Below are 24,836 nucleotides of genomic sequence, written 5' to 3' on the forward strand. Positions count from 1 at the left end.
TAGTTTTTTTGCGATTATTCCCCCAACAACCCTTTCTTCTCCAAAAAATCCTTAGCCACTTCATAAGTGGTTTTTCCTTCTACGGTTACTTGATAGTTCATGTCACGCATTTCGTCATCGTTTATTTGGTTTTCCAATTGATTTAGGATTTCTTCTACTTCTGGATGCTCATCAAGGGTTTCTTTTCTGAGCAATGCCGCACCTTGATATGGAGGGAAAAGGTTTTTATCATCTTCCAACACACGTAAATCAAATTGCTTGATTTCTGCATCTGTAGAATATGCGTCTACTAAATTCACATCACCATTTTCCACTGCTTGATAGCGCAGTTTTGCTTGCATGGTGGTCAGGTTAGGAAACGTGATACCGTATACTTCTTGGATACCTCGGTATCCATCTTGACGGTCGGAGAACTCAAGGGTGAATCCTGCCTTTATCTCATTTTTTGCACCGTTCAGATCAGAGATAGTATTTATGTCGTTTTGTTCAGCAAAGTCTTCAGGAATTGCCAGGGCATATGTGTTGTTAAAGCCCATTGGTTGCAAATACACCAACTCATCCTGTTCCATCAAACCTTTTTTCGCCTGTTCGAAAACTTCCTCATCATCAATGCTGACTGGTTCTTCTTCTAGTAGGGTTACAATGGCTGTTCCAGAATACTCCGGATAGATGTCGATGTCTTTATTTTTCAGCGCTCGGTACACAAAGCTAGTGTTCCCAAGTGACGGACGTAATTCAACTTTCAGATCTGTCTCTTCTTCTATCAAGAGTTTGTACATATTGATGATAATATCAGGCTCTGCGCCTATTTTCCCACTGATCACAAGATCCGCTTCTGTTGCTTTCATCACTGCAAAAGGAGATAGGAAAAGAAGAACCACGACAAGCCCAATGATGAGTGCCTTTTTTCCAGATCCTTTTCTTGCAGCGGTTTCAATCATGCGTAGAATGATATCAAATAAAATGGCAAGAAGTGCTGCAGGGATTGCCCCTAGCAAAATTAACGCGTTGTCGTTTCGGTCAATCCCAAGAAGAATGAGGCTACCTAACCCTCCGGCTCCAATTAAAGCCACAATGGTTGCTGTACCGATAATCAATACCATAGCTGTTCGTATGCCTGCCATTATAACTGGCAATGCAAGTGGCAGTTCCACACGGAATAATCTTTTCATAGATGTCATCCCCATGGCTTTTGCCGCTTCACGCAAGGATGGATCTACTTCTTTTATCCCAGTATAGGTATTTCTTAAAATTGGTAGCAATGCATAGAGAAATAGTGCAATGACAGCCGGGACAAATCCGATTCCAACGAGGGGGATCAAGAGACCCAGCAACGCAAGAGATGGAATTGTTTGCATGACCGCCGTAATACCAATTATTGGCTCTGCGATTCGTTCTTTTCTTGTTAATAGCACACCAAGTGGTACAGATATAAAAACTGCTATGGCCAGTGCAATGACTGATATTTGTATATGTTCTAATAGCGCTGTCCAAAGTTGATCGCCGCGTGCTGCATATAGTTCTTGAAGGAATGTCATTATATCTGCCCCCCTTCTTCGCTTTGCTTATGAAGGAAGTGCAGTACAATTTTTCGGGATAGGACGCCTAAAGGTTCATTTGCTTGCATGACCGTAACAGCCTCTTCTTCAGCCAAGATGGCAAGAAGTTCTCCAAGTGTCAGTTTACTGTCTACTGCTCTAAATGGTGTAACAGAAGGATCCATTTTAAAATCCTCTAATAATTCCTCAATCGTTTTCTGAAGAACGCTGCGTCTATTCCCGATAAAGGACTTCACAAAATCGTTCTTCGGGTTATTGACAAACTCTTCTGGGGTTCCTACTTGTACCGCCTCCCCATCTTTCATCAGGCAAATCCTGTCGCCAAGCGTTAATGCTTCGTTCATGTCATGAGTGACAAACACAATCGTTTTTTGAATTTTCTTTTTTAAGCTCAAGAAATCTTGTTGCAACTGTTCCCTGCTAAGCGGATCAAGGGCACTGAATGGCTCGTCCATCAGGATGATAGGTGGATTGGCAGCTAGAGCTCTTGCCACTCCGACTCTTTGTTGTTGACCTCCTGATAATTCAGATGGCTTTCTTTTTTTATAGGTAGACGGATCTAATCCAACAAGATCGAGCAACTCGTTCACTCTTTTGGAAATATCTCCTTTTTTCCAAGATTTAAGCTCTGGAACGATGGATATGTTCTCCTCGATTGTCATATGTGGAAAAAGCGCAATTTGCTGAAGAACATAGCCAATATTCCACCGAAGTTCATGGATATTATGTTCTGAGATACTCTTTCCATCAATGAGGATATCCCCATTTGTTACATTATGTAATCGGTTGATCATTTTTAAGGTGGTTGTTTTTCCGCATCCACTCGGTCCTATTAGAACAAAGAATTCTCCTTTTTTTATCTCCAAATTAAAGGATTGGACGGCGGTCGTCCCGTCTTCATATGTTTTAGTTACGTCTTGAAAGGTTATCAAAACCTTCTCACTCCCCATACAATTATTATTTCTCTACAGTATTTCCTAAAAGCACAAACTATAAATACCCTACTTATGTAAGTGTCAAACTTCGTTATAAAAGGCCACGAAGTCCTTCCCGTCGCATGGTATAATAAGGAATACTTTTGCGTTGAAAGGAGTCACCCATGAGAATTAAATTATATACATGGTGTTTAATTCTTGTTCTTATGTTGGCAGGCTGTTCTTTGGATGAGAGCTCCTCCACTGTAACAGAGAATGATTCACCTGAGCCAGTTCAGGAGCAAGTTGATCCACCTGATGAGAATTCTGATGAAACAGAGACAGAGAGTCTTGAAGATACCGAACCTGAATATGAAAGAACGGAGGTTCCACTTGTTCGTGTCATTGATGGTGATACGATAAAGGTGATCATTAATAATAAAGAGGAGAATATCCGATTCTTGCTTGTAGACACTCCAGAAACGAATCACCCTAGAATGGACGGTCCCCAGCCATTTGGGCACGATGCGAAGAACTTTATGGAAGAGTTCATGGAAGGCGAAATGGTGGAAATTGAGTTGGATGTAAGCGAACGAGACCACTATGGACGAATTTTAGCTTATGTTTATGTGAACGGTGTCTCAGCACAGGAAGAGCTTTTAAAGCGCGGGTTGGCACGCGTAGCATATATTTTCCCACCTAATACGAGATACGTAGATAGCTATCAAGCCATTCAAAAAAACGCGCAAGCTGAAGGTGTTGGTATTTGGAGTGTGGAGAATTATGCACAGGAGGATGGATTTTATCCTGAATTTGTTGAGGATCCTGAGCTTAAAGCTCCAGCCGAGGAAAAGCCTGTTACAGACAAATGCACGGTAAAAGGTAATATCAGCTCGAGCGGAGAAAAAATCTATCATGTAGAATCAGGAGCCTACTATGACCGGACCATTCCAGAAGAATGCTTCAACACCGAAGAAGAAGCAGAAAAAGCCGGATACCGGAAGTCAATGAGATAATTATATCCTTAGGCGAATGGAGTCCCTTGTTAATTAGAGTGGAAGGCGCGCAGACGCCCGCGGGAGGAAGGGACAGGTGAGCCCCCACAGGCGCAAGCTGAGGCCACTAAAAACCCAATAACCTATCTTTTGGATAATTTATAGCTGTTGATTGGAGCAATAGGCGGAGACTCCTACGGGGGAGTAGCGACAATGTTGAGACCCCGCAGGGCATAGCCCGAGGAGGCTCAAGGTCGCCCCGTGGAAAGCGGAGCCGTTTGCGGAAATCAACAGCGGTATCTTATCAAAATCTAAAGTCAAAAACTTTTTCAGTGGCCATTGCACAAGCCGAGGAGGCTCAAAAACCGCCCGCAGGCAAGCGAAGCGCCTGGAACGGAAATCAGCAAAAAAAGAAGAGGAACCTTATCTGAGGGCTCCTCTTCTTATTGTTCATCCTGTTCTTGCAACAACTTCTTTAACTTTTTCGCTCTCAATACAAAAAACACAGCCCCACCAAGTAAAACAACAGTGGCACCCATCATCGTAAAAATCTGCAAAGCTTCTTTTCCTGCATGCTGAAAAGCTACTCCAATATATAAAAACACACTGACGGTCGTTAATATCATGGCATATCTAGTATAATCCTGAATCTTCGCTTGTAAGGCCTTTGTATTCATCATCTAGATTCCCCCCCATCTAATATTCACTTTAACATAGATTCCTAGGTTTTCCGGTATGTAATTTCTTCCTAAACCCATGTAAAAAGCCTTCTGCAGCTAAGCAGAAGGCTTTTCCTTTAGTTAAAATTGATAGATTGCGGAATACTTTTCTTCTAAATATCTCACCAAATATTTCGCATCCAGTTCTTCCCCTGTCACTTTTACAATCAATTCGTTTGGAGAATAAAGTTTTCCATATTGATGGATATTCTCTCTTAACCAACCGCGAATTGCCATGAAATCGCCTTGCTCGATTTTGTCATAGAAATCTGGCATTTCTTTTATAAAAGTATAAAGGATCTGCGCTGCATAAAGGTTACCTAATGAATAGGAAGGGAAATAGCCGAACCCACCAAAGGACCAGTGCACATCCTGAAGAACACCAAGCGTGTCTGTAGGAGGGGTGATTCCTAGGTATTCCTCTATTTTTTCATTCCAAACCTTCGGAAGATCTTTCACTTCATATTCCCCGGCAAATAAACCTTTTTCAATTTCATAGCGAATCATAATGTGAAGATTGTAAGTCAGTTCATCTGCTTCTACTCTAATGAAAGATGGATCCACTCTGTTTGTGGCAGCATAGAAATCTTCCAATGAGACATTTTGCAGCTGGTGTGGAAAATGATCTTGCAAATCCTTATAAAAATAAGTCCAAAATTCCTTACTGCGTCCCACCATATTTTCTAAGAAACGAGATTGAGATTCGTGGATACCAAAGGATGTCCCACGACGAATCACTCTTCCTTCAAATGCAGGATTGACTCCTTGCTCATACATTCCGTGTCCTGCCTCATGGATAGTGCCAAAAATAGCAGAACGGACATTATCCTTTAAATAACGGGTCGTAATACGAACGTCCCCCGTATTGACAGAAGAAGCGAAAGGGTGGACTGTTTCGTCCAAACGCCCGCCGTCCATGTCAAAACCGATTAGCGGCAAAATATATTGATTGAACTTCTTTTGAGCTTCTATATCGTATTCCTGTGCGAAAATATCCTCACGTGGTTGAGACTCTGAAGCTTTAATTTTATTCAAAAGCTCTACACTTTTTTCACGTAGCTCTTTAAACAATGGATCTAGTTTTTCAACCGTCAATCCTGGCTCAAACTCATTCAGCATTGCATTGTAAGGATGCCCTTCATAGCCGTAATATTCACCAAACTTCTTCTTGAACGCCAATACTTTTTCCAGTACAGGTGCATAAGAGGCGAAATCATTCTTTTCTCGCGCATCCTCCCATGCCTCATTTGCGTCATTAACAAGAATGACATACTCCTGATACTCATCTGCCGGGATTTTTATAGACTTGTCATAGTTTTGTTTCCTCTCGCTCACACAAGCCCTTGTTGCTTCATCTAACTGCTCCCAAACCTTCTCCTCTGTTAAGAAGGTCAGCAATTCTCCCATTTCTTCTGAGATTTCTAGTTTGAAAGCTTCCGTTGACAATGTTCCTCGTGCTTTTCCAAATAAGGAACGCCCTTTTTTAGGTGCTTTCGTTTTAGAATCCCAGCTAAGCAGGCCCAACACATCATTATAATGGCAAAGCTTCTCATCCAATCTGTTGAATGCATCCACTTTTTCCTGAACATTCTTTTCTAATACAGGTACTGTAGACATGATAATCCTCCTAGTAAAAATAGTATGAAAATTATGTATTCTTTATATATTATATCAGATTTCTAACAGAACGCTAACCAACTGCTTACAAAAAAAGCCCTATAAGAGCTATACTCTCATAGGGCCGTAAGTCTCATATTAACCTTCAATCGCCTGCTTCAGATCTGCAATAAGATCTTCTACATCTTCAATACCAACGGAAATACGTACTAAGCCATCAACAATTCCAAGTTCCGCACGACGCTCAGCCGGAATGGATGCATGCGTCATACGTGCAGGAACAGAAATCAAACTTTCCACAGCTCCTAGACTTTCCGCCAACGTGAAATACTTAATTCTCGCTAATAGCTTATCAGCTTTCTCAGCACTTCCGATGTCAAAGGACACCATGCCTCCAAAACCGCCAGCTTGCTGCTTGGCAACCTCGTGGTTTGGATGGTCTTCTAATCCAGGATAATACACTTTCCCAACAAAAGGATGGCTTTCTAGGAAATCCACAATGCGGCGAGTGTTCTTTTCTGTCGCCTCCATGCGCAATCCAAGTGTCTTAATTCCTCGCATTAACAACCATGAATCTTGCGGCCCTAAGATGCCTCCGGTAGAGTTTTGAACGAAATGCAGCTCTTCTGCCAATTTCTCTGAATTGACGACCACAAGACCTGCTACCACATCACTGTGACCTCCAATGTATTTCGTCGCACTGTGAAGCACAATGTCTGCACCAAGGTTGATTGGAGTTTGCCAATATGGCGTGCTGAATGTGTTATCAACGATTGTTAATAGATTATGCTTTTTCGCAACTAAACTCGCTTTTTGAATATCTGTCACTTTTAGCAATGGGTTTGTCGGTGTTTCAATGAAAAGCGCCTTCGTATTCTCTTGAATAGCTGCTTCAATATTTTCCACTTTGCTAGTATCCACAAAAGTGGAACTGATTCCCATTCTGTTTAATACCTTTGTCATGACACGGTATGTTCCACCGTACACATCATCTGTAAGGACCACGTGATCACCGCTGTCAAACAGCATCATAACCGCCGTAATGGCCGCCATACCAGAACCAAAAGCGAAGCCCGCTTTTCCGTTTTCTAGGTCCTTGATTAATTCTTCAAGCGCATGACGTGTCGGGTTTCCAGTTCTAGAGTACTCATAACCTTTGAAATTCCCTACACTCTCCTGTTTATATGTGCTAACTTGATAAATGGGAGTGGAAACTGCCCCAGTATGAGGATCTCCAAATATTCCACCATGTATCAATTTTGTTTTCTTATGCATATCAAATTCCTCCTTCATAAATCTTTTTGCTTAAATAGCGTTCGCTACTATCGGCAAAAATCATCACAATGTTGGTTCCAGGTTGTGCAATTTTAGCTTCCTCTAAGGCTGCATGAAGTGCTGCCCCTGATGAGCTTCCAACCAATAAACCTTCTTTTTGCGCCAATTCCTTGACGCGGTCAAACGCATCCACATCATAAACCGAGTGAATGGCGTTGAAATACGTCTCATCCATATAGCCTGGAAGGAACTCCATTCCGATGCCTTCTGTTTTATGCGGGCCGGACTCGCCGCCATTTAAAATAGATCCCTCCGGTTCGACGATGACCGTTTTCACATCAGGATTCTTTTCTTTTAAAAACTTGGCCGTTCCCATGAAGGTTCCACCAGTACCTGCTCCAGCTACAAACACATCAACCTGGCCATCCAACTGCTCCCATAGCTCAGGACCTAGTGTTTTGTAGTAGGTTTCAGGATTGGCAGGGTTACCGAACTGTTGCGGACAATAGGAATTAGGAATTTCCTTGTTAAGCTCTTTGGCTTTCTCGATCGCACCCTTCATTCCAAGTGGTGTTGGTGTGTGAACGATTGTTGCACCAAGGGCCTTCATAAGATCCTGTTTTTCCACACTGAATTTTTCCGGCATACATACCATTACCTTGTAGCTCGTGCCAACTGCAGCAAGCGCAAGGCCTATCCCTGTATTGCCAGCTGTCGGTTCGATGATGGTTCCGCCTTCTTTCAGCTTTCCGGAACGAACAGCATCTTCTAATAACTCTTTCCCTAAGCGGTCTTTAATGCTTCCGCCAGGATTATAAAATTCAAGCTTTGCAAAGAGGCGAACCCCTTCTGGTACTTCAAAATTAGTCAATTCCACGACAGGTGTATTGCCAATCAAGCCATGGACATTTTTAAAAACGTTCATCCTTTATCCCCCCGCAGACATTACATCTTTGTGTTAAGCGTTTTTTAGCTCAGTTAGCATATTTTCAATTAACATGGAAGAATGCAATGCTGCTTTGCTTAAGAATTGATCAAAACTGATATTGGATTCTTTTCCTGCGATGTCAGACAGGGCGCGGATTACCACAAACGGTACCTCAAACGCATGGCAAACCTGTGCAATGGCAGCTGCTTCCATTTCAGCAGCTTGCAATTCAGGCATTTTTTCACGAACCGCCTCCACGCGTATCGGATCATTCATAAAAGAATCACCTGTTGCGATTAGCCCTTCCACAACCTGCATGCCACTTACATTTTCAGCAGCCTTTTTCGCTACAGCCATAAGCTTTGCATCAGCTTCAAATGCTGCCGGCAAACCAGGGACTTGTCCGTATTCATATCCAAAAGCCGTCACATCCACATCATGGTGACGAACTTCCGTTGAAATGACAACATCTCCAACATTCAATGATGGCGAGAACCCGCCTGCGGATCCAGTATTAATAACTACTTCCGGCTTGAAACGCTCTAAAAGTAAAGACGTACTAAGTGCCGCATTTACTTTTCCAATTCCTGATTTTGAAAGAATAACATTCACACCGTTCAATGTACCTGTATAATATTCACAACCTGCAACAGTTGTTGTCTCCATACCTTCAATCTTTTCACGCATGATGGTTACTTCTTCTTCCATTGCTCCGATAATTGCTACTTTCATTATAAGAATCCCTCTTTTCATAAAATTAGTGGACGGATCGACTCACTTTTTCAAAAAAGAGAGAATGTGATTGCCCGCCTACTATTGTTTCGTCGCTTCTATTACCCAGACAAAATGATTAAAACGCTGGTACTCCACTTCAAACCCATGTTTTTCAAAAATATCAGTGAGTACGCTTATCGTTGTATAGTATTCCGTTTTCAAATCGTTCGCCAAGTTTAAAAACGTATGCTTTTCTGCCTGTTCAATTGTCGCTCTGTACGCCTCTTTATTTTCAAAGACCGTATCAGCAAATACTATTTTACCACCTTTATCAAGTAACTTTCCATAGTGCGCCACCGCTTCTTCCTTTTCTACATCTGTCAGATGGTGAAACGCATAGGTGCTGACAATGGATTGAATCTGATCATTTGGTTCAGGAAAGTTTAGAAAATCCCCATCCTCGATGCTGACGGTCAGTGGTAACTTTTCTGCCGCCTTTTCCCTCATCGTTTTTGAAGGCTCAATCGCATACACTTTTTTGCCTTTTTTCAAAAGTTCAGCTGTAAGATTCCCAGTACCTACACCAAATTCTACGACAGGGCTCAACGCCTTAGTGGCTACATCTTTCAATATATCATCATACCCACGGAAAACCTCCGCATATTCTTGATCCTTGCCGCTTACCGTCGCATCATAATAATTTGCCCAGTCATTAAACAGTTCGACGAATTCACGTCCCATTGATGATCACTCCACTACAATTTATATAATTCCTATCAGTATAGTATGTTTTTAAAAATTAACTGTTCTCAATCTAACATATCTTTCTATTTTCTTCAATGAAAATGTTTGGTAGGATATAGTTGGACAGTTGATAGAAAAGGGGTTGGAGCGATTCCATATTCACTCACAACTTCCCTAATAAAACCCGATGAAAGGACTTGGAATAATTAGTGATGAACTTTGAATTTAGTTTATTAGAAGATAAAGTGGAGTTTTTTGAAGCACTTGAATTAAAAACACTTGAAAAGAAGATAAATGAACAAATTGATCATAACCGTGCCATCATGCTCGGCGTTCACTCTGTTTCTCATCAGATGCATGTGGATGAGGAAGGCAGACGCTTTTATAGCGCAGTGGTGCATTTTAGGTTGAAGGGAAAATAATAGGAATGGATGGAAACGCTCGGGATGGGGGCGTTTTTTTGTTTGGTTATAAGTGTTTTAGTGGAGGTTTCATAGAAAGTATCTCCTATTTTTAAAGCTACCCTCAAATTTCAACCCCATAGAAATTAAATACTTAGATGAAACAGAAGCAGAAGGTAACCTAAGATAACTCCTTAGCTCCTTGTTGCTGATCGTCTCTCCAATCAAAAGTTTGTAATCTCTAATCGCCTCTAAATGAGCGTCCTTAGAATAGGCGCTACACCTCTGACAACACCAAACTCCTCTTTTTCGAAGCATAGGGGCAGTCGAGCAATTTATACAAATCACACCTGTTATCAGTTCATTTTCAGCTATATTATAGTTGTTGAGTAATCGGAAGTGGTCTGGTGTATGCTTTTTTATGAGCGTCTTGGAGAGTTTTTGGAGGTCTTTGTTACTTAACACGATATTTCCTTTAGAGATATTTTCATCTATTTCTTTCAAGCGATTGGGCAAGTTGGTATGGAAGGTAACCTTTTTATTGATGGAAGGAGTTGTCCTTATGAGTGCGGCATTATTGTGGGTCAGAACAATTAAACTTGCGATAGGAATAGAGGGAAAGCCATTCTTTTCTAACCAAAGGGACAGTTGATGTCGTTGCCTAGTTATCTGCGAAAGCGGATCTCCTATTTTCTCAATATCTTCGCTACCTGGCAAATGTCTTAAAAGCTGGTTAGCACTTTCATCAAATTCTAACTTTCCAGACATATATTTTGAATCAAGGATTATACAATGTGTTGGGGCCAATAATAAACTGTCTATTTGAAAATACCTACCTTTTGGATCTTCTAACCTAAGACTATTAAGAATCAAATAGTTGTCATTTGGTAAATAGGTTAAAAAATAATCTAGCGCCTCTTCCCCCTTATGCCCATATGACAATTTACCGTGCTCTTGCTCTAAAATTGGATACTTTGGATGACTTTTTGGAACTCTTCGCATGGCAGCTTCATGGGTCAGTAATTTATGAGATTTTTCTCGTTGTTTTTTTATCATTTTAGTCCTCCTTTTTTTGTCGATTCTTGTTATTTCTCTGTACAAAGGGTAGTTTCCTGCTAAAAAGTGGGTATTTTTCAAAAAGTTAAGTTCTATGTTTTTCGTAAGAAATCATCTCCTAAAAAATACTGTCGGAAAACAGACATTTACTGTCGGATTCGGGTCAAATACAAGCGGAAATTCACAAAATACTGTCCGAGATTTTGAAATACAGTCCAAACTAGGCAAAATACATGCCAACCGACAAATTCCGTAAGATTTCGACATCCGCTGTATGTTTGGGTAATCCAAAACCCAACCCCTCAATTACCTATTTTCGAAAAAGAGACACCCAAAACCTCAAGCTCCACCACCAAAAGCCCTTCAACACTTCAATCCCTTGACCTTCCCAAAAGCTGAGCACCAAACCCATGACAAAAAAGACCCACCCCAATTGGGATAGGTCCGCACCAAGATCAAAATTCATACATACTTTACAACGACTTAACCTGCTCCACCTTTGTTGGTTTCCAACCTTTGTTAGTTACCCACTCCAGATAGACTTTGAAGTTCTCACCGGTGGATTTGTCTTTAATCGACGCAACAGATAAGTGCTCGCTGCCGCCATTGCCTAGGAAGTATAAAGTGTACTCTCCGCTGCTTAAACGGGTAGCTGCTTCCACAGCTTTTAACTTTTCATCCCAGTCTACATGCCCTTGGTCGTAAACGGATGTATGTGGCTCAGATTGAGAGGTTCCAACAGGTCCCCAGCCTGGATTTGTCATTGTTTTGATGACGTTAGGATCATTGGAGTTTTCTGAAACCTCTGTTTCGGAATCGTCCGCTTCGTTGGACTCTTCCTCTTCTTTATCTTTATCTTTTTCTTTATCTTTATCTTTTTCTTTTTCCGCGTCTTTCTCAGCAGATTCTTCCGCTTCCTCAGATTCAGCTTCTTCCTCGTCAGTTGGAGCAGCTTCCTCGGATTCTTGCTCTGTTTCGTTCTCTTCTGTTTCACTTAATTCCTGTTCCTCTGTAGCAAGCTGATTTTCGCCATCAGTTGCTGGGTCATTCTTTCCAAAGAACAGGGAAGAAGCAAGCACAACGATAAATATGAATACAACACCAATCAGGATGTTCAAGATCATGTTTGTTTTTTTGCGTTTGGTTGTTCGGCCGTAACGTGAGCCACCTTTGTTAAAGTCTAAAGACACGACAGTCCCTCCTAGTCAAAGCCATATATAGTATAATTACAATAGCTTATTGTACCATCAATACTATAAAAAGCACAGTGAAAAGGATTGCCATTATCTTTCTTGGTTTTCCCAGTCGTATATTTCTTCGACCATTTTCGCATAAACAGATGAGACATTGTTCTCATCTACGACATCTAATTCGACCATGACCATGGCATACTTAGGACTTTTGATTGGAAAATACCCTGCAAACCACCTATTGTATAACTCCCGACCATCTTCTGTAAATTTTCCCGTCTGTGCCGTACCGCTTTTTCCAGCAACTTCGTAAGAGAGGCCTTTCATTCTCCAGCCAGTCCCAGTATCTCCCTCCACTACTTCTCTTAAAAGATGCTGAAGCTGCATGACCGTATAGGAAGAAAGCTTTTCAACATCTCTATCATGCTCAGGGAATGTATACAAGGTCGTCCCGTTTTTATATAGGATGTCACTGACCAGTTTAACTTCTTTTGATTCTCCACCACGGGCAATCGTTGCCATCATGTTCGCCACGGCAAGCGGCGTTACCTTAACATCTTTTTGCCCGATGGAAGTCTGCGCAACCGCGAGGGGAACTCCTTTATCTTCATCGTTATCCCAAACCACATTTTCTTTTTCTTGAGGGATCTGAACAAAATCATCGAAGCCAAACATATCCCCCTTCCATCCAACGGTTCCTGTTAGCCCAAGCATTGCTGCATACTTATCTAATACGTCTTTATCTTTACCAACCAATTGCTTTCCAATCTCACCAAAAGTATAGTTACAACTTTGGGCAAAGCTTTTTTCAAGATTGAGGGTACCCATACGCTTCTTTTCATCCTCAAGCAATTCCCCCCTTATATCCAAATCACAGTTAAACACCATTTCATTGTCTACCACGTTCTCATCAATCGCTGCTGCCGTTACGACCGTTTTGAAAACAGAACCAGGAAAATGCGGTTCTAGCATGAAGTTATGTGCACCGGCTCCCTTTGAAGGATTTTCAGGGTCCAGCGCCGGTTTGGACACCATTGCGACCACTTCATTGGTTTCTATATCAATGACGACCAGCCCACCCTTATTGACCTTATATTCATTAAGGGTTTTCTCCGCCAGTTGCTGGATGTTCCGGTCAAGAGTCGTTTGGACAGTAAGCGGATAATAGGGATTGGATGGCGACATATACCTTACATCGATCCCGAACAACGGGCCACCAAAACGATCAACATGGTAGAGTAATTTTGTAGAGCCCTCTGGTAAAATAATTTCATCAAAAGCCTCTTCTAAGCCGGAAACCCCGATAGGTGTATGTGGCGAATAATTTTCTTTCTCCACTTTATCGGCATAACGTTTCATAAATGTATCGGCGTCTTCCCCAGTCAAACCGATGACGTGTTCTGCTATCTTTTCATCAAGTTCAAACTGGCGATACAAGGCGACAATTCCAGGATAATCAAGCTCATTAATTTGTTCAATCTTCTCATCTGTTAAACTTTCTGATAGTACGACGGGTTTTTCTGCATCAGCAAGAAGTCTGTCAATCTCAGATGTGTTCATCTCGAGTATTCCAGCGAGCTCACCTTTCGGCCAATCTAGTCCACTTAAGAATGGAAATAAGATGACACTTGGAAAATAGTCATGTGTTAGGGGGAGTCCATTGCGGTCGGTGAACCTGCCGCGCCCTTCATCAATCACAAGAGACTGTGTTCGTTGTTTGACGCTAGCTTCTATTAAATTTATATGTTGGTCTGTGAAGGACTCTGTGCTGATGAGCTGCAATTGTACAAGCCTTCCGACAAGCAGGCTTAAGAGCAGTACGACACAGATTCCGAGTTTATTGATTCTCCCTTTGATTAACCGTTGCATAAAAAAACACCTCATCAACATTGTTGACGAGGTGAGTTCTTTTTAATCAAGTCGGCTGTTTTCTATAAAACCGATGTTATCGGCTTGTAAGGTTGAACGTTTGTTTTCGCTACAGCCACTCGCTTTCCGCGGGGCGGTGCTTGAGCCTCCTCCCAACGCTTCAGGGGTCTCAAGTCTACCGCTATCTCCCGCCGGAGTCGAGTACCTTTCGCTACAATCCACTCTTCCATCTAACTTTTAGATTGCAAGTATCTTTCATATACAGCCTTGCTTATTTTACAGAAACAATCTTCACGTTCATTTCTCCGCCTGGAGTTTGGATTGTTACTTCATCGTTTACGCGTTTGCCCATTAGGGAGCTTCCCATTGGAGATTCATTAGAAATGTTGCCTTCAAACGGATCAGCTTCAGCGCTACCTACGATGGTGTACGTTTCTTCTTCGCCGTCTGGCAGCTCCACAAACGTTACAGTCTTACCAAGGCCGACTGCGTCTGTATCCTTGTCTTCTTGGATAATTTTTGCGTTACGGACCATTTGCTCAAGAAGCGTAATGCGTCCTTCTACGAATGCTTGCTCTTCTTTTGCAGAATCGTACTCAGAGTTCTCAGAAAGATCTCCAAAGCTACGTGCTATCTTAATACGCTCTACTACTTCTTTACGTCTTACAGATTTCAGGTGCTCTAATTCTTGCACAAGCTTGTCTTTCCCTGCTTGTGTCATTGGATATACTTTCTCTTGTGCCATGACTTTTCACTCCTTCTAGTAATTGCATTCCCCAATTTACGTTGTATCTTTATGGCAATAAAGTTCAAAGCCTATGTAAATGTGGAAAAAGATGTACCCATTAAATGGAATACATCGTCGCTCCTTCCACAATTGGAAAATTCTCTAGCTTCTCATATGTTATTACAAAATCTCTTTTTGTTCAAGAATTGTTTGAATTTTTGTTACCATCAGGTCAATGGCAACGTGATTTTGTCCCCCTTCAGGGATGATGATATCTGCATATCGCTTCGTTGGCTCAATGAACTGATTGTGCATTGGACGGACAACCGTCACATATTGTTCGATGACAGAATCAATCGTACGTCCGCGTTCTTTAATGTCACGCAGCATACGGCGGATGATGCGCAAGTCTGCATCTGTATCTACAAATAGCTTTATATCCATTAAGTTACGCAAACGTTCGTCTTCTAATACCAATATTCCTTCAACAATGATAACATCTTTTGGTTCTACTTCGATTACTTGTGATGATCTTGTATGAAGCGTGTAGTCGTAGACAGGTTTATTGACTGTGTCATAGTTTAATAAATGCTGAATGTGTTCAATCAATAAATCGTTATCAAATGCCAAAGGGTGGTCATAGTTTGTGTTTAACCTCTCCTCCATTGGCACGTCTGTCTGGTCTTTATAGTAATAATCTTGTTCCAGCATTAAAATGGACTTCTCTGTAAAATGGTCAAAAATAGCTTTTGTTACACTCGTTTTTCCTGAGCCAGATCCTCCGGCTACACCGATTACGATCGGTTTTTTCCCCATGGTATTTACTGCCCCTTTCGCATCATGTTGTTCGGATAAATCGGCTTTTCCACTTTAAATTTCACGATTTGTAGTGGATGGCGGGCAGCATCTAGCTCATTGCCTTTCTCATCCCAAACCTTCTCTATTTTTTGTGTGAAGTTTTCAATTTCCGGACCGAAAAATTCCACTTCATCGCCTGGTTTAAAAAAGTTCCTTTGTTGTAAGGTTACCATTTGAGTTTCCTTATCATAATCTAGCACCAATCCAACGAAGTCAAAGTCTGTCTTCTTGCTATGGTTGCCAAACATTTGCTCTTTATACCCTGGAACACCTTCAAAGAAAGCAGGTGCCGTCTCGCGGTTTGCACATTTATCAAGCTCTTCTAGCCATTCTTGTTGGATGGTGAAGTTCTCAGGGTCAGCGCAATAAGCGTCGATTACTTTGCGGTATACACTTACTACTGTTGCTACATAATGAATGGATTTCATGCGGCCTTCGATTTTCAAACTGTCGATTCCAAGTTCAATCATTCTAGGAATCGATTCAATAAGCTTTAAATCTTTTGGACTCATGGCAAATGGTGAATCACCCTCTGCAAATAACGGTTTTTCTTCGCCGCCGTCCAATTCATACAAATCATAATCCCAACGACAAGACTGACAGCAGCCTCCACGGTTAGAATCCCGGGCCGTCATATGATTACTTAGCGTACAACGTCCAGAGTATGCGATACACATGGCACCGTGAATGAAAGTTTCAATCTCAATGTCCACTTTCTCTTTCATCTCACGAATTTCCTCTGCACTTGTTTCACGAGCAAGAACGACACGCTCCAAGCCTTCTTCTTTCCAGAACTGGACTGCTTTCCAGTTGGACAGGGATTGTTGCGTACTTAAGTGAACTTCAAGCTTAGGTGCTACTCTTCTGCATGTTTCAATGATGAGCGGGTCAGCCACGATAATTCCGTGAACCCCTGCACCTTCAATGCCGCGTAGGTAATCATCTAAACCGTCCATGTTTTCATTGTGTGCAAAAATATTGGTGGTTACATAGATTCGAGCGCCAAATTTTTCTGCAAATTGAACACCTTCAGCCATTTCTTCAAAAGTGAAGTTTCCAGCATTGGAACGCAATCCGTATTCTTGACCACCGATGAATACAGCGTCTGCACCGTATTGAACAGCTATTTTTAGCTTTTCCAGGTTTCCAGCTGGCGCAAGTAATTCTGGCTTTTTGACGATTACTCGTTTTCCGTCAACTATCTTGGAGATTTTATCATTTACATAGGTTGTCATAAAAGGCTACCTCCTTTTCACATTAATAGACTGTTTCTTTAAAGAAGAATCCCGTGTCTAGTGGACGGTGGTCTTGTTGAAGTTCTTCCATTTTGTTTAACAGCTCATCTTTTATATCTTCATATGCTTCTCTTTCATCTGCACAAAGGTCTATTGCTTTTCTATAACTTTTTGTTACTTCCACGATATATTCAGGTGTTTGAAGCACACCGTCAATTTTGAAGCTGTCCACTTCTGCATCCATCATTTCTTCTAGTTCATCAATGATGCACATGTCATTTGGACTCATGATATGAGTGCCGTTTTCATCCTCATATACAGGATATTTATTGCTTCGTTCCTTATCATGAAGGATCATGGCGCGTTCCTTGCCTTTTTCGACTTCCATTTGTTTGCCTTGGTATTCAAAATAGTGCCCTAGTAAGGAACGCTTGGATTGGAACATACAGGTCATGCCGTGGACTTGTACTTCTATTTCCACTTCTGCGTTTTCTTTTATTTCCACGATGGCATCCATGTTAAGTTCCCTGGCCAACACGGCACGTTTGGAGCCTTTTCTGCCCCAATAATTACAGGTATAGTAGTTGGTTGCTGTCGTCTCTGTATTCCAATGCAACGGCATGTTTGGAGCAACTTCTTTTGCTGCCATTAATACAGCCGGATCTCCGAAGATGACCGCATCTGCGCCTGCTTCATTCAAAAATTGAAGATAGTCGGATAACTCGTCCACTTTTTCATTATGAAACAGTGCGTTCATTGCCACATACACCTTTTTTCCGTGCTGGTGTGCAAGTTCAATGGCCGCTTTTACTTCGTCCTTATTAAATTCTCCGGCCAAACGTAAACCATAGCGTTCTTCTCCAACAACAAATGCATCTGCACCTGCATCTATCAGGTCCTTTAAGTTCGTTAAGTCTAAGGGTGTCACTAATAACTCAGGTTTTTTCAACTTTCTTCACCTCTTTTTTTTACTGATTGCCACCCCATCACCAACAGGCAAGATTGTAGTGATATAGTCTGGGTGTTCCATCAACCATCTATTGTATTTGTCTATTTTTTTGACCAGGTTTCTGATTCTTTTCGGTTCGATCGACTCGTGGTCTTCTGCTACCATCCCACGGAAGAGGACGTTATCGGTGATGATGATGCCCGCTTCGTTTAACAGGGTTTCATACATGGTAAAGAACCGCTCGTATTGCCCTTTTGCTGCATCAACAAAAATGAAATCAAACGGCGCTTCCTTGTCCACTCGGTCGAATACTTCCAATGCGTCTCCAAAGATCAGTTGAATTCTATCTTGGAGGCCGGCTTTTTCTATATGCTCTTTTGCTTGCAAGTATCTGTGTTCATCCCGCTCTATTGTCACAATGGTCACTTCAGGTAAAGCTTGTGCCATCCTGATTGCTGAGTATCCGATTGCTGCGCCTATTTCTAGGATTCTTTTTGGCATGGATAGACGTAAGAGTTGCAGGAGTGTTTCCATTCCTACTAGGTCCATGATTGGGACATTCTCTTTTCGGGCAAGGTTTTCCATTTTGCTGACAAGTTCATTTCTAGTGGGAGTGAGATTATTCAAATAGGTTATTACTTTATTTTCATTGGCTTCCAACGGTGGACGCCTCCTTTAATCTTGCTAAAAACAAAGCTCTGTTAGAATTCCGCTGTTGATTTCCGCCCCGGGCTTCGCTTTCCTAGGGGCTGACGTGAGCCTCCTCGGCAAGCCTGCGGGGTCTCCGCCTAGCGCTATCTCCCTCAGGACAAGGAAGGCTTCGACAGCGATACATCGCACGAAGAAAATGCGTAGTATTTTCGAGGAGTCTTTGCCCTATGCTCCAATCAACAGCTAGGATTCACTATAAATTTTATTATCTTCACAAAGCTAAAAACAAAGAAAATAGAGGTGACCTCAGTGGAGGAACCCTCTTTTATTTTAAAATATTTCAGTTCAAAACAACTCGATATATTTTACCACAAAAAAATAGGGAATGCGAATTAATTTCGCACTACCCTATTTGACTTATTCACTGTTCTGACTTGTGATATGTTCATTTTTATCGATGTTGTGCTCTTCTAACGTTTCGTTGAATAACACTTCGCCATCTGGTGTTGCTAAGAAGTAGTAAAACTCGGTTTCAGCAGGATTCAATGCGGCTTGAATAGATGTCAAACCGGCATTTGCGATAGGTCCCGGCGGCAGACCTTGGTTCTTATAAGTATTGTACGGTGAGTCCACTTCAAGGTGCTCGTATAACGTTCGGTCTTTATGTTCACCAAGCGCATATAACACCGTTGGATCTGTTTGAAGCGGCATTCCTACGTCAAGACGGTTGTAGAATACACTTGAAATTCTTTCACGATCTGTTGTCATAGTAGCTTCTGCTTCTATTAAACTTGCCATCGTCAGCAATTCATGTGGTGTAAGGTCCATATTCCCCATGCCTATTCTTACTTCGTCATCTTGTAGTATCTCATCCGTCTTTTGAAGCATTATATCAATAACTTCTTCGGCCGTTGGATTTTCCACATAGAAAGGATAGGTAGCAGGGAACAAATAACCCTCTAATGCATACTTTACATCTTCATCAAACATTTCATCCTTAATAACGTTCGGATATTTCTTTTTCATCTTTTCGAGGAAATCCTTGTCATTTGCTTTTTCGAGGAATTCTTTTTCCGAAAGCCCCATTCTATTCTCCAGGATTACAGCAATTTGCTCCAATTGACGCCCTTCAGGAATCGTAATCTGGAAGAGCACCTCCTGTTGGACTTTTCCTTCTTTTAGATGTCCGATAATCTCGTCTAATGTCATAGAAGGACTTAGCTCGTATTCTCCTGCCATAAATCCTGATTCGTTTTTAAACTTTGCATAGTAACGGAATATTTTCCCATTATTTATAATACCATTTTCCTCCAAAATGCGTCCGATTGATCTCGGGGAGGAACCAATTGGAATATCCACTTTTTCCGTTGTAGTATCTTCTTCACTTACAGGCTGCAATGCATTTTTTATATAAAAATAACCGCCGCCAATCACTCCAGTCAGGGCTAGCATGAGTATGACAAATACTGTAAAGACAATGCGGCGCACAATCTTTGCTTCAAAATGTTTTTCTTTCAATTTTTCTTGAATATAGTCTTTGTTATTTTTTTCAGACAAAAAAATACCCCCTCTCGTACACCTAACAATTATACAACAAATTCATTATTTTTTTGACAAAAAGCATGTTTTTTCTCTTTTCCGACACATTCCTACATCATATTTTACCATTTTTTTCGCGATAAGCATTACTTTTTTCCTAAATATTTTGAATTTATTAGGGTGATTGACTTACATTCATTTAGTAGTTTTACCATTTTCATTCAGAATAAAGGGTATGGTAAAATAAAATTGGAGGTAGATGATGAAACTTACACTATACACAGACTACTCATTACGAGTTCTATTATATTTAGCAAGTGCACCGGAAAACAACAAGCTCATCCAAATTAAAGAAATTGCTGAAGCTTATGGTATATCAAAAAATCATCTTATGAAGGTTACTTTTCATCTTGGAAAGTTAGGCTATGTGGAGACCATTCGAGGCAGAAATGGGGGATTGCTGTTAGCAAAGGAACCCAAGGAAGTGATTATCGGCGAATTAGTGCGGCAAACAGAGGAAGACTTTCATATTGTCGAGTGTTTTCAAGATCATGAGTCTTGTATAATATCACCACACTGTAAGTTAAAAGGGGTATTATATAAAGCAACACAGGCGTTTATTTCTGTGTTGGATCAATATACTTTAGCGGATTTAATTTCAAACAAAGAGCAATTGACCACTCTATTGTTTCCAGATGAAAAGAAAGCGGACAAAAATAAAGAGAGCAATCAGGACTAACCTGTTTGCTCTCTTTTTTCTTACTCTTCTTCTTCAGCCAAGAAAGTGTTTAACATTTCTTCAATCATGTCCCACTCTTCATCCGTTTCTACCGGTTGAAGATCGCCACCTTCTTCTGATTCGCTAGGAACGAAGCTTGATGCATGGATTTCGATGTCATCTTGGTCATCGTTTTCCGCTCCTACTGGGTAATAAAGGACATAGGACTTTCCAAATTCCTCAGAATCAAATGTGAAAAGCACCTCACATAATTGCTCATTCCCGTTTTCGTCTACTACTGTAATATTTTGTTCTCCGTGTTCCATTATGCTCACCTCTAATTTATTGTTGGCTGTCAAGATATCCTTGTAAAATGACAACGGCAGCCATCTTGTCTATTACTTGCTTTCTTTTTTTTCTACTTACGTCAGCAGAAAGCAATATTCTTTCTGCTGCTACAGTAGAAAGCCTTTCATCCCAATAGATGACCGGTAGTCCCGTTTTGGCAGTCAGCATTTCGCCATAATGCTTGCTTGCTTCGCCGCGGGGACCGATGGAACCGTTCATATTCTTTGGTAAGCCAATTACGACTTTTTCAGGCTTATATTCAGCGATAATCTGCTTCAATCGCTTAAAACCTAAATTTTTTATTGCTTCATCAATTTTTATCGTTTCCAACCCCTGTGCTGTCCATCCCATTTCATCACTGATGGCAACACCGACTGTTTTGGAACCGACGTCTAAGCCCAAAATGCGCATGTACTACTCCTTGCGGTGCTGTTCTAGGTAAGACTTCACTAATTCTTCAATTAGCTCGTCCCTTTCAATTTTCCGAATAAGCGTTCTTGCTTCTTTATGACGCGGAATGTATGCTGGATCTCCAGATAACAAGTAACCGACTATCTGGTTGATAGGGTTGTACCCTTTTTCCTGCAACGCCTCATAAACTGTTATTAATACGTCATCCACATTAGCTTCCAATGCATCTTCCGGAAAGTTAAACTTCATTGTTTTGTCAAAGGAGCTCATCATTTGCACCTCTCTCTTAGACTTCTTTTTTTCTAGCATCCGTTAAATCCGCTGTTGATTTCCGCCCCGAGCTTCGCTTTCCTAGGGGCTGACGTGAGCCTCCTCGGCCTACGCCTGTGGGGTCTCCACCTAGCGCTATCTCCCTCAGGAGTCTTCGCTCAGAGCTTCAATCAACAGCTCTAATATCGCAATTTCAAACGAAATCATTTTAACGTAGCCTTTTCTATCTGCTTGTCAATTGTTACCTATATTGTACACCAAATGTCGGCAATGTTAAACGGATTTTATCCAATCTTCAACAGATTGTAATGCAGAATCGACTTGTTCCGGGTTTTTTCCGCCTGCTTGAGCCATGTCAGGACGACCTCCGCCGCCTCCACCGCAACGTGTAGCCACTTCTTTTACAACCTTGCCGGCATGGTAACCTTTTTCAATTAGATCCTTTGTTACTCCTGCAGAGATGTTTACTTTTCCGTCTTGTACGCTTGCAAGTACTATGATACCAGAACCAAGCTTGGTTTTTAAATCATCCACCATCGTACGAAGGTTATTCATGTCTGTACCTGCTACCTTGCTCACAAGCATCGTTACTCCATTGACGTCTTTCGCTTTGGAAGACAGGCTAGATGCTTCAATGTTTCCAAGCTTTGAAGCCAAGGATTGGTTTTCTCTTTGCAGTTCTTTCATGTCAGATAAAAGAACATCGATTCTTGTTCCAACCTCCTGTGGTTTCGTTTTAAGCTTAGCAGCTGCTTCTTTTAACAGTTGAACTTGATCATTTAGTAAACGATAAGCCCCTTCACCTGTGACAGCTTCCATACGGCGTGTTCCTGCTCCGATTCCAGACTCAGAAACAATCTTGAATAATCCGATCTCAGATGTGTTTGGAACATGGCAACCGCCGCAAAGCTCAAGGCTGTATTCTCCGACTTGTACAACACGAACGATATCTCCGTACTTTTCACCAAACAATGCCATTGCACCCATCTCTTTTGCTTCTGTGATGGATTTGTTTTCAATGACAACATTGATACTTGCCCAGATCTTTTCATTAACAATCGCTTCAATTTTCTCGATTTCCTCTTGTGTCACTTGACCAAAATGTGAGAAGTCAAAACGAAGGCGATCAGCAGTCACTTGTGATCCCGCTTGGTTTACATGTGTCCCCAGCACATCTTTTAATGCTTGATGGAGAATGTGTGTAGCTGTATGGTTTTTAATAATCTGTGCACGGTTTTTCGCATGCACTTCCGCTTTAACGGTCTGCTGTCTATTTAACACGCCTTCTTCCACGACAATGGTATGAAGGTTTTGGCCGTTTGGAGCTTTTTGAACATCTTTAACAAATCCTCTGCCAGATTCAGTTACGATGTAGCCGTGGTCAGCAATCTGACCTCCGCTTTCTGCGTAAAAAGGTGTCTCCGCCAATATTACTTGAACCTCATCCCCTGTTTGAGCTGAATCTGTTAGCTCGCCATTTTTAACAATGACAGATAAAGTCGTTTCTGCCACAAGCTGGTCATATCCGACAAAACTGCTCTCTGTACGGATTTCCCCAAGCACACCTGATTGCACTTGCATGGAACTGGAGTCTTGACGAGCGGAACGAGCACGATCACGTTGCATTTCCATTTCTTTTTCGAAACCATCGTGATCAAGCGTCATACCTTGTTCTTCCACATATTCTTCAGTCAGTTCAACTGGGAACCCGTACGTATCATACAGTCGGAATGCGTCTGCACCGGAAACTACTGTATTTCCTTCCTCTTTAGCTTTTGCAATGACAGTGGAAAGGATCGCCAAACCATCATTCAAAGTTTCATGGAAACGCTCTTCTTCTGTTTTCACCACACGCTGGATAAAGTCTTGTTTTTCCTTTACCTCTGGATAGAAATCAACCATGATTTCCGCTACAACCGGTACAAGTTCATACATGAAAGGACGGTTGATGCCAAGTTGTTTAGCATAACGAACAGCTCTTCTTAGTAGGCGTCGAAGTACATAGCCACGACCTTCATTAGAAGGCAGCGCACCATCACCAACTGCAAATGTCACTGTACGGATATGGTCAGCAATTACTTTAAACGCCGTATCTTTTTCTACGTTTGTGCGGTATTTTTCACCAGATACACTTTCAGTTGCTTCGATAATAGGAATGAAAAGGTCTGTATCAAAGTTCGTTGGTACATCCTGAATAACGGAAACCATACGCTCAAGGCCCATACCTGTATCAATATTCTTCTTTGGGAGCGGCGTGTATGTATGGTCTGGGTTATGGTTGAACTCAGAAAATACAAGGTTCCAAATTTCAAGGTAGCGTTCGTTCTCTCCACCAGGATATAATTCTGGATCATTTAGATCGTTGCCATAGCTTTCACCACGGTCATAGAATATCTCTGTGTTTGGTCCACTTGGGCCTTCTCCGATATCCCAGAAGTTACCCTCTAAGCGGATAATTCTTTCAGCAGGAACGCCAATTACTTCATTCCAGTACTTATATGCTTCTTCGTCTTCTGGATGAATGGTGACGGATAACTTTTCAGGGTCAAAGCCAATCCATTTTTCACTCGTAAGAAATTCCCAAGCCCAGTCGATTGCTTCTTTTTTGAAGTACTCTCCAATGGAGAAGTTTCCAAGCATTTCAAAGAATGTATGGTGTCGGGCTGTTTTTCCTACGTTTTCAATATCATTCGTACGGATCGATTTTTGTGCATTGCAAATACGGGGATTTGCTGGGATGACACGGCCGTCGAAGTATTTTTTTAAGGTTGCAACTCCACTGTTGATCCATAATAGGGATGGGTCTTCGTGTGGGACTAGGGATGCGCTAGGTTCAACTGCATGTCCTTTTTCTTTGAAGAAGTCTAGGAACATTTGTCGTACTTGAGCGGATGTTAGATGTTTCATTTGATTTTCCTCCTTTGATTGATACTGTTTAAACTCCTGTTTCCCTTTGTTCCAGGTGGTCGCTTTCCGCGGGGCGGTGCTTGAGCCTCCTCGCTGCGCTGCGGGGTCTCAAGTCTACCGCTACCTCCCGCCGGAGTCGACCACCTTGCACTTCAGTCAACAGGGAAATTTGAAGAAAACAAAAAACTCCCGTCCCTAATAACAGGGACGAGAGTGTTCTCGCGGTACCACCCTGATTATGA

24 protein-coding genes and 1 other annotated feature (1 of these 25 only partly in view) are annotated in these 24,836 nt (G+C 41.7%); of the genes, 3 read left to right on the forward strand and 21 right to left on the reverse strand.

What is annotated here, in order from left to right; translation table 11 throughout:
- Window positions 1–14: 14 nt before the first annotated feature.
- Together LC091_RS02710 and LC091_RS02715 are read right to left on the reverse strand one after the other, a co-directional pair.
- Window positions 15–1,538 carry an ABC transporter permease/substrate-binding protein gene (locus LC091_RS02710; protein ID WP_226680165.1) on the reverse strand — a complete coding sequence of 508 codons (1,524 nt, stop codon included), beginning with the start codon at window positions 1,536–1,538 and terminating at the stop codon, window positions 15–17.
- Window positions 1,538–2,491, reverse strand: a complete 954-nt coding sequence (locus LC091_RS02715) for an ABC transporter ATP-binding protein (protein WP_226680166.1) — start codon at window positions 2,489–2,491, stop codon at window positions 1,538–1,540. The genes LC091_RS02710 and LC091_RS02715 overlap by 1 nt, the downstream gene beginning before the upstream one ends.
- Window positions 2,492–2,658: 167 nt before the next feature.
- On the opposite strand from LC091_RS02715, the gene LC091_RS02720 reads away from it, so the two are divergent.
- Window positions 2,659–3,489: a thermonuclease family protein gene (locus tag LC091_RS02720; RefSeq protein ID WP_226680167.1), complete on the forward strand. Its 831-nt coding sequence runs from the start codon at window positions 2,659–2,661 to the stop codon at window positions 3,487–3,489.
- Between the two features lie 422 nt (window positions 3,490–3,911).
- Here the strand turns inward: LC091_RS02720 and LC091_RS02725 are convergent, their stop codons facing one another.
- The 6 genes from LC091_RS02725 to LC091_RS02750 all read right to left on the reverse strand — a co-directional run bounded on the left by LC091_RS02725 (window position 3,912) and on the right by LC091_RS02750 (window position 9,462).
- On the reverse strand, window positions 3,912–4,148 hold the full coding sequence (locus tag LC091_RS02725; protein WP_226680168.1) for a YrhC family protein: 237 nt from the start codon (window positions 4,146–4,148) through the stop codon (window positions 3,912–3,914).
- 120 nt (window positions 4,149–4,268) lie between these two features.
- Entirely contained in the window at window positions 4,269–5,804 is a 1,536-nt protein-coding gene (locus LC091_RS02730) for a carboxypeptidase M32 (protein WP_226680169.1), read from the reverse strand.
- 138 nt (window positions 5,805–5,942) lie between these two features.
- Window positions 5,943–7,079, reverse strand: a complete 1,137-nt coding sequence (locus LC091_RS02735) for a bifunctional cystathionine gamma-lyase/homocysteine desulfhydrase (protein WP_226680170.1) — start codon at window positions 7,077–7,079, stop codon at window positions 5,943–5,945.
- Window position 7,080: 1 nt separating this feature from the next.
- Window positions 7,081–8,004 carry a PLP-dependent cysteine synthase family protein gene (locus LC091_RS02740; protein WP_226680171.1) on the reverse strand — a complete coding sequence of 308 codons (924 nt, stop codon included), beginning with the start codon at window positions 8,002–8,004 and terminating at the stop codon, window positions 7,081–7,083.
- 33 nt (window positions 8,005–8,037) lie between these two features.
- Window positions 8,038–8,739 (reverse strand): 5'-methylthioadenosine/S-adenosylhomocysteine nucleosidase, encoded by a 702-nt coding sequence (gene mtnN, locus LC091_RS02745; protein ID WP_226680172.1) that lies wholly within the window; start codon window positions 8,737–8,739, stop codon window positions 8,038–8,040.
- A gap of 81 nt (window positions 8,740–8,820) precedes the next feature.
- A complete protein-coding gene (locus tag LC091_RS02750) occupies window positions 8,821–9,462 on the reverse strand; it encodes a class I SAM-dependent methyltransferase (RefSeq protein ID WP_226680173.1) in 642 nt (213 codons plus the stop codon).
- A 215-nt stretch (window positions 9,463–9,677) separates the two neighbouring features.
- Between LC091_RS02750 and LC091_RS02755 the strand changes: the two genes are divergently transcribed.
- Window positions 9,678–9,887 (forward strand): YrzA family protein, encoded by a 210-nt coding sequence (locus LC091_RS02755; protein ID WP_226680489.1) that lies wholly within the window; start codon window positions 9,678–9,680, stop codon window positions 9,885–9,887.
- Between the two features lie 69 nt (window positions 9,888–9,956).
- On the opposite strand, the gene LC091_RS02760 is transcribed toward LC091_RS02755, so the two are convergent.
- From LC091_RS02760 to mltG, 9 genes are all read right to left on the reverse strand, one after another.
- Window positions 9,957–10,922, reverse strand: a complete 966-nt coding sequence (locus tag LC091_RS02760; protein ID WP_226680174.1) for a nuclease-related domain-containing protein — start codon at window positions 10,920–10,922, stop codon at window positions 9,957–9,959.
- A 473-nt stretch (window positions 10,923–11,395) separates the two neighbouring features.
- Window positions 11,396–12,112 carry a YrrS family protein gene (locus tag LC091_RS20475; RefSeq protein WP_226680175.1) on the reverse strand — a complete coding sequence of 239 codons (717 nt, stop codon included), beginning with the start codon at window positions 12,110–12,112 and terminating at the stop codon, window positions 11,396–11,398.
- A 93-nt stretch (window positions 12,113–12,205) separates the two neighbouring features.
- The gene (locus tag LC091_RS02770; RefSeq protein ID WP_226680176.1) at window positions 12,206–13,981 is read right to left on the reverse strand and encodes a peptidoglycan D,D-transpeptidase FtsI family protein; all 1,776 of its coding nucleotides are present in this window, start codon (window positions 13,979–13,981) and stop codon (window positions 12,206–12,208) included.
- A 271-nt stretch (window positions 13,982–14,252) separates the two neighbouring features.
- Window positions 14,253–14,726: a transcription elongation factor GreA gene (greA, locus tag LC091_RS02775; RefSeq protein ID WP_060665120.1), complete on the reverse strand. Its 474-nt coding sequence runs from the start codon at window positions 14,724–14,726 to the stop codon at window positions 14,253–14,255.
- A gap of 162 nt (window positions 14,727–14,888) precedes the next feature.
- Entirely contained in the window at window positions 14,889–15,524 is a 636-nt protein-coding gene (udk, locus tag LC091_RS02780; RefSeq protein WP_226680177.1) for a uridine kinase, read from the reverse strand.
- A 5-nt stretch (window positions 15,525–15,529) separates the two neighbouring features.
- Window positions 15,530–16,801, reverse strand: coding sequence for a peptidase U32 family protein (locus LC091_RS02785; protein WP_226680178.1), 1,272 nt, complete (start codon window positions 16,799–16,801; stop codon window positions 15,530–15,532).
- Window positions 16,802–16,823: 22 nt separating this feature from the next.
- Window positions 16,824–17,750, reverse strand: a complete 927-nt coding sequence (locus tag LC091_RS02790) for a peptidase U32 family protein (protein ID WP_226680179.1) — start codon at window positions 17,748–17,750, stop codon at window positions 16,824–16,826.
- A gap of 6 nt (window positions 17,751–17,756) precedes the next feature.
- A complete protein-coding gene (locus tag LC091_RS02795; RefSeq protein ID WP_226680180.1) occupies window positions 17,757–18,410 on the reverse strand; it encodes an O-methyltransferase in 654 nt (217 codons plus the stop codon).
- A 408-nt stretch (window positions 18,411–18,818) separates the two neighbouring features.
- On the reverse strand, window positions 18,819–19,958 hold the full coding sequence (gene mltG, locus LC091_RS02800; protein ID WP_226680181.1) for an endolytic transglycosylase MltG: 1,140 nt from the start codon (window positions 19,956–19,958) through the stop codon (window positions 18,819–18,821).
- A gap of 244 nt (window positions 19,959–20,202) precedes the next feature.
- Here mltG and LC091_RS02805 point away from each other — a divergent pair, with 244 nt between their 5' ends.
- The gene (locus tag LC091_RS02805) at window positions 20,203–20,679 is read left to right on the forward strand and encodes an Rrf2 family transcriptional regulator (RefSeq protein ID WP_226680491.1); all 477 of its coding nucleotides are present in this window, start codon (window positions 20,203–20,205) and stop codon (window positions 20,677–20,679) included.
- Window positions 20,680–20,699: 20 nt separating this feature from the next.
- Here the strand turns inward: LC091_RS02805 and LC091_RS02810 are convergent, their stop codons facing one another.
- The 4 genes from LC091_RS02810 to alaS all read right to left on the reverse strand — a co-directional run bounded on the left by LC091_RS02810 (window position 20,700) and on the right by alaS (window position 24,594).
- Window positions 20,700–20,984 carry a DUF1292 domain-containing protein gene (locus LC091_RS02810; RefSeq protein WP_010196082.1) on the reverse strand — a complete coding sequence of 95 codons (285 nt, stop codon included), beginning with the start codon at window positions 20,982–20,984 and terminating at the stop codon, window positions 20,700–20,702.
- Between the two features lie 16 nt (window positions 20,985–21,000).
- A complete protein-coding gene (gene ruvX / locus LC091_RS02815; RefSeq protein ID WP_226680182.1) occupies window positions 21,001–21,417 on the reverse strand; it encodes a Holliday junction resolvase RuvX in 417 nt (138 codons plus the stop codon).
- 3 nt (window positions 21,418–21,420) lie between these two features.
- Complete coding sequence (locus LC091_RS02820) at window positions 21,421–21,687, reverse strand: IreB family regulatory phosphoprotein (RefSeq protein WP_010196077.1); 267 nt, start codon at window positions 21,685–21,687, stop codon at window positions 21,421–21,423.
- Window positions 21,688–21,960: 273 nt separating this feature from the next.
- Window positions 21,961–24,594, reverse strand: a complete 2,634-nt coding sequence (gene alaS, locus LC091_RS02825; protein ID WP_226680183.1) for an alanine--tRNA ligase — start codon at window positions 24,592–24,594, stop codon at window positions 21,961–21,963.
- A gap of 200 nt (window positions 24,595–24,794) precedes the next feature.
- Window positions 24,795–24,836, reverse strand: a binding site (T-box leader) (it continues 171 nt past the right edge of the window).

Origin of the sequence: Sutcliffiella horikoshii (assembly GCF_020524325.1) — a bacterium.
In the GTDB taxonomy this organism is placed as follows: Bacteria; Bacillota; Bacilli; order Bacillales; family Bacillaceae_I; genus Sutcliffiella_A; species Sutcliffiella_A horikoshii_D.

Bases quoted from the DNA above. Each gene is read 5' to 3' on its own strand.
- LC091_RS02710 (WP_226680165.1), bottom strand. From the start codon at position 1,538: ATGACATTCCTTCAAGAACTATATGCAGCACGCGGCGATCAACTTTGG.
- LC091_RS02720 (WP_226680167.1), top strand. From the start codon at position 2,659: ATGAGAATTAAATTATATACATGGTGTTTAATTCTTGTTCTTATGTTG.
- LC091_RS02725 (WP_226680168.1), bottom strand. From the start codon at position 4,148: ATGATGAATACAAAGGCCTTACAAGCGAAGATTCAGGATTATACTAGA.
- LC091_RS02730 (WP_226680169.1), bottom strand. From the start codon at position 5,804: ATGTCTACAGTACCTGTATTAGAAAAGAATGTTCAGGAAAAAGTGGAT.
- LC091_RS02735 (WP_226680170.1), bottom strand. From the start codon at position 7,079: ATGCATAAGAAAACAAAATTGATACATGGTGGAATATTTGGAGATCCT.
- LC091_RS02740 (WP_226680171.1), bottom strand. From the start codon at position 8,004: ATGAACGTTTTTAAAAATGTCCATGGCTTGATTGGCAATACACCTGTC.
- mtnN (WP_226680172.1), bottom strand. From the start codon at position 8,739: ATGAAAGTAGCAATTATCGGAGCAATGGAAGAAGAAGTAACCATCATG.
- LC091_RS02750 (WP_226680173.1), bottom strand. From the start codon at position 9,462: ATGGGACGTGAATTCGTCGAACTGTTTAATGACTGGGCAAATTATTAT.
- LC091_RS02755 (WP_226680489.1), top strand. From the start codon at position 9,678: ATGAACTTTGAATTTAGTTTATTAGAAGATAAAGTGGAGTTTTTTGAA.
- LC091_RS02760 (WP_226680174.1), bottom strand. From the start codon at position 10,922: ATGATAAAAAAACAACGAGAAAAATCTCATAAATTACTGACCCATGAA.
- LC091_RS02770 (WP_226680176.1), bottom strand. From the start codon at position 13,981: ATGCAACGGTTAATCAAAGGGAGAATCAATAAACTCGGAATCTGTGTC.
- greA (WP_060665120.1), bottom strand. From the start codon at position 14,726: ATGGCACAAGAGAAAGTATATCCAATGACACAAGCAGGGAAAGACAAG.
- udk (WP_226680177.1), bottom strand. From the start codon at position 15,524: ATGGGGAAAAAACCGATCGTAATCGGTGTAGCCGGAGGATCTGGCTCA.
- LC091_RS02785 (WP_226680178.1), bottom strand. From the start codon at position 16,801: ATGACAACCTATGTAAATGATAAAATCTCCAAGATAGTTGACGGAAAA.
- LC091_RS02805 (WP_226680491.1), top strand. From the start codon at position 20,203: ATGAAACTTACACTATACACAGACTACTCATTACGAGTTCTATTATAT.
- LC091_RS02810 (WP_010196082.1), bottom strand. From the start codon at position 20,984: ATGGAACACGGAGAACAAAATATTACAGTAGTAGACGAAAACGGGAAT.
- ruvX (WP_226680182.1), bottom strand. From the start codon at position 21,417: ATGCGCATTTTGGGCTTAGACGTCGGTTCCAAAACAGTCGGTGTTGCC.
- LC091_RS02820 (WP_010196077.1), bottom strand. From the start codon at position 21,687: ATGAGCTCCTTTGACAAAACAATGAAGTTTAACTTTCCGGAAGATGCA.
- alaS (WP_226680183.1), bottom strand. From the start codon at position 24,594: ATGAAACATCTAACATCCGCTCAAGTACGACAAATGTTCCTAGACTTC.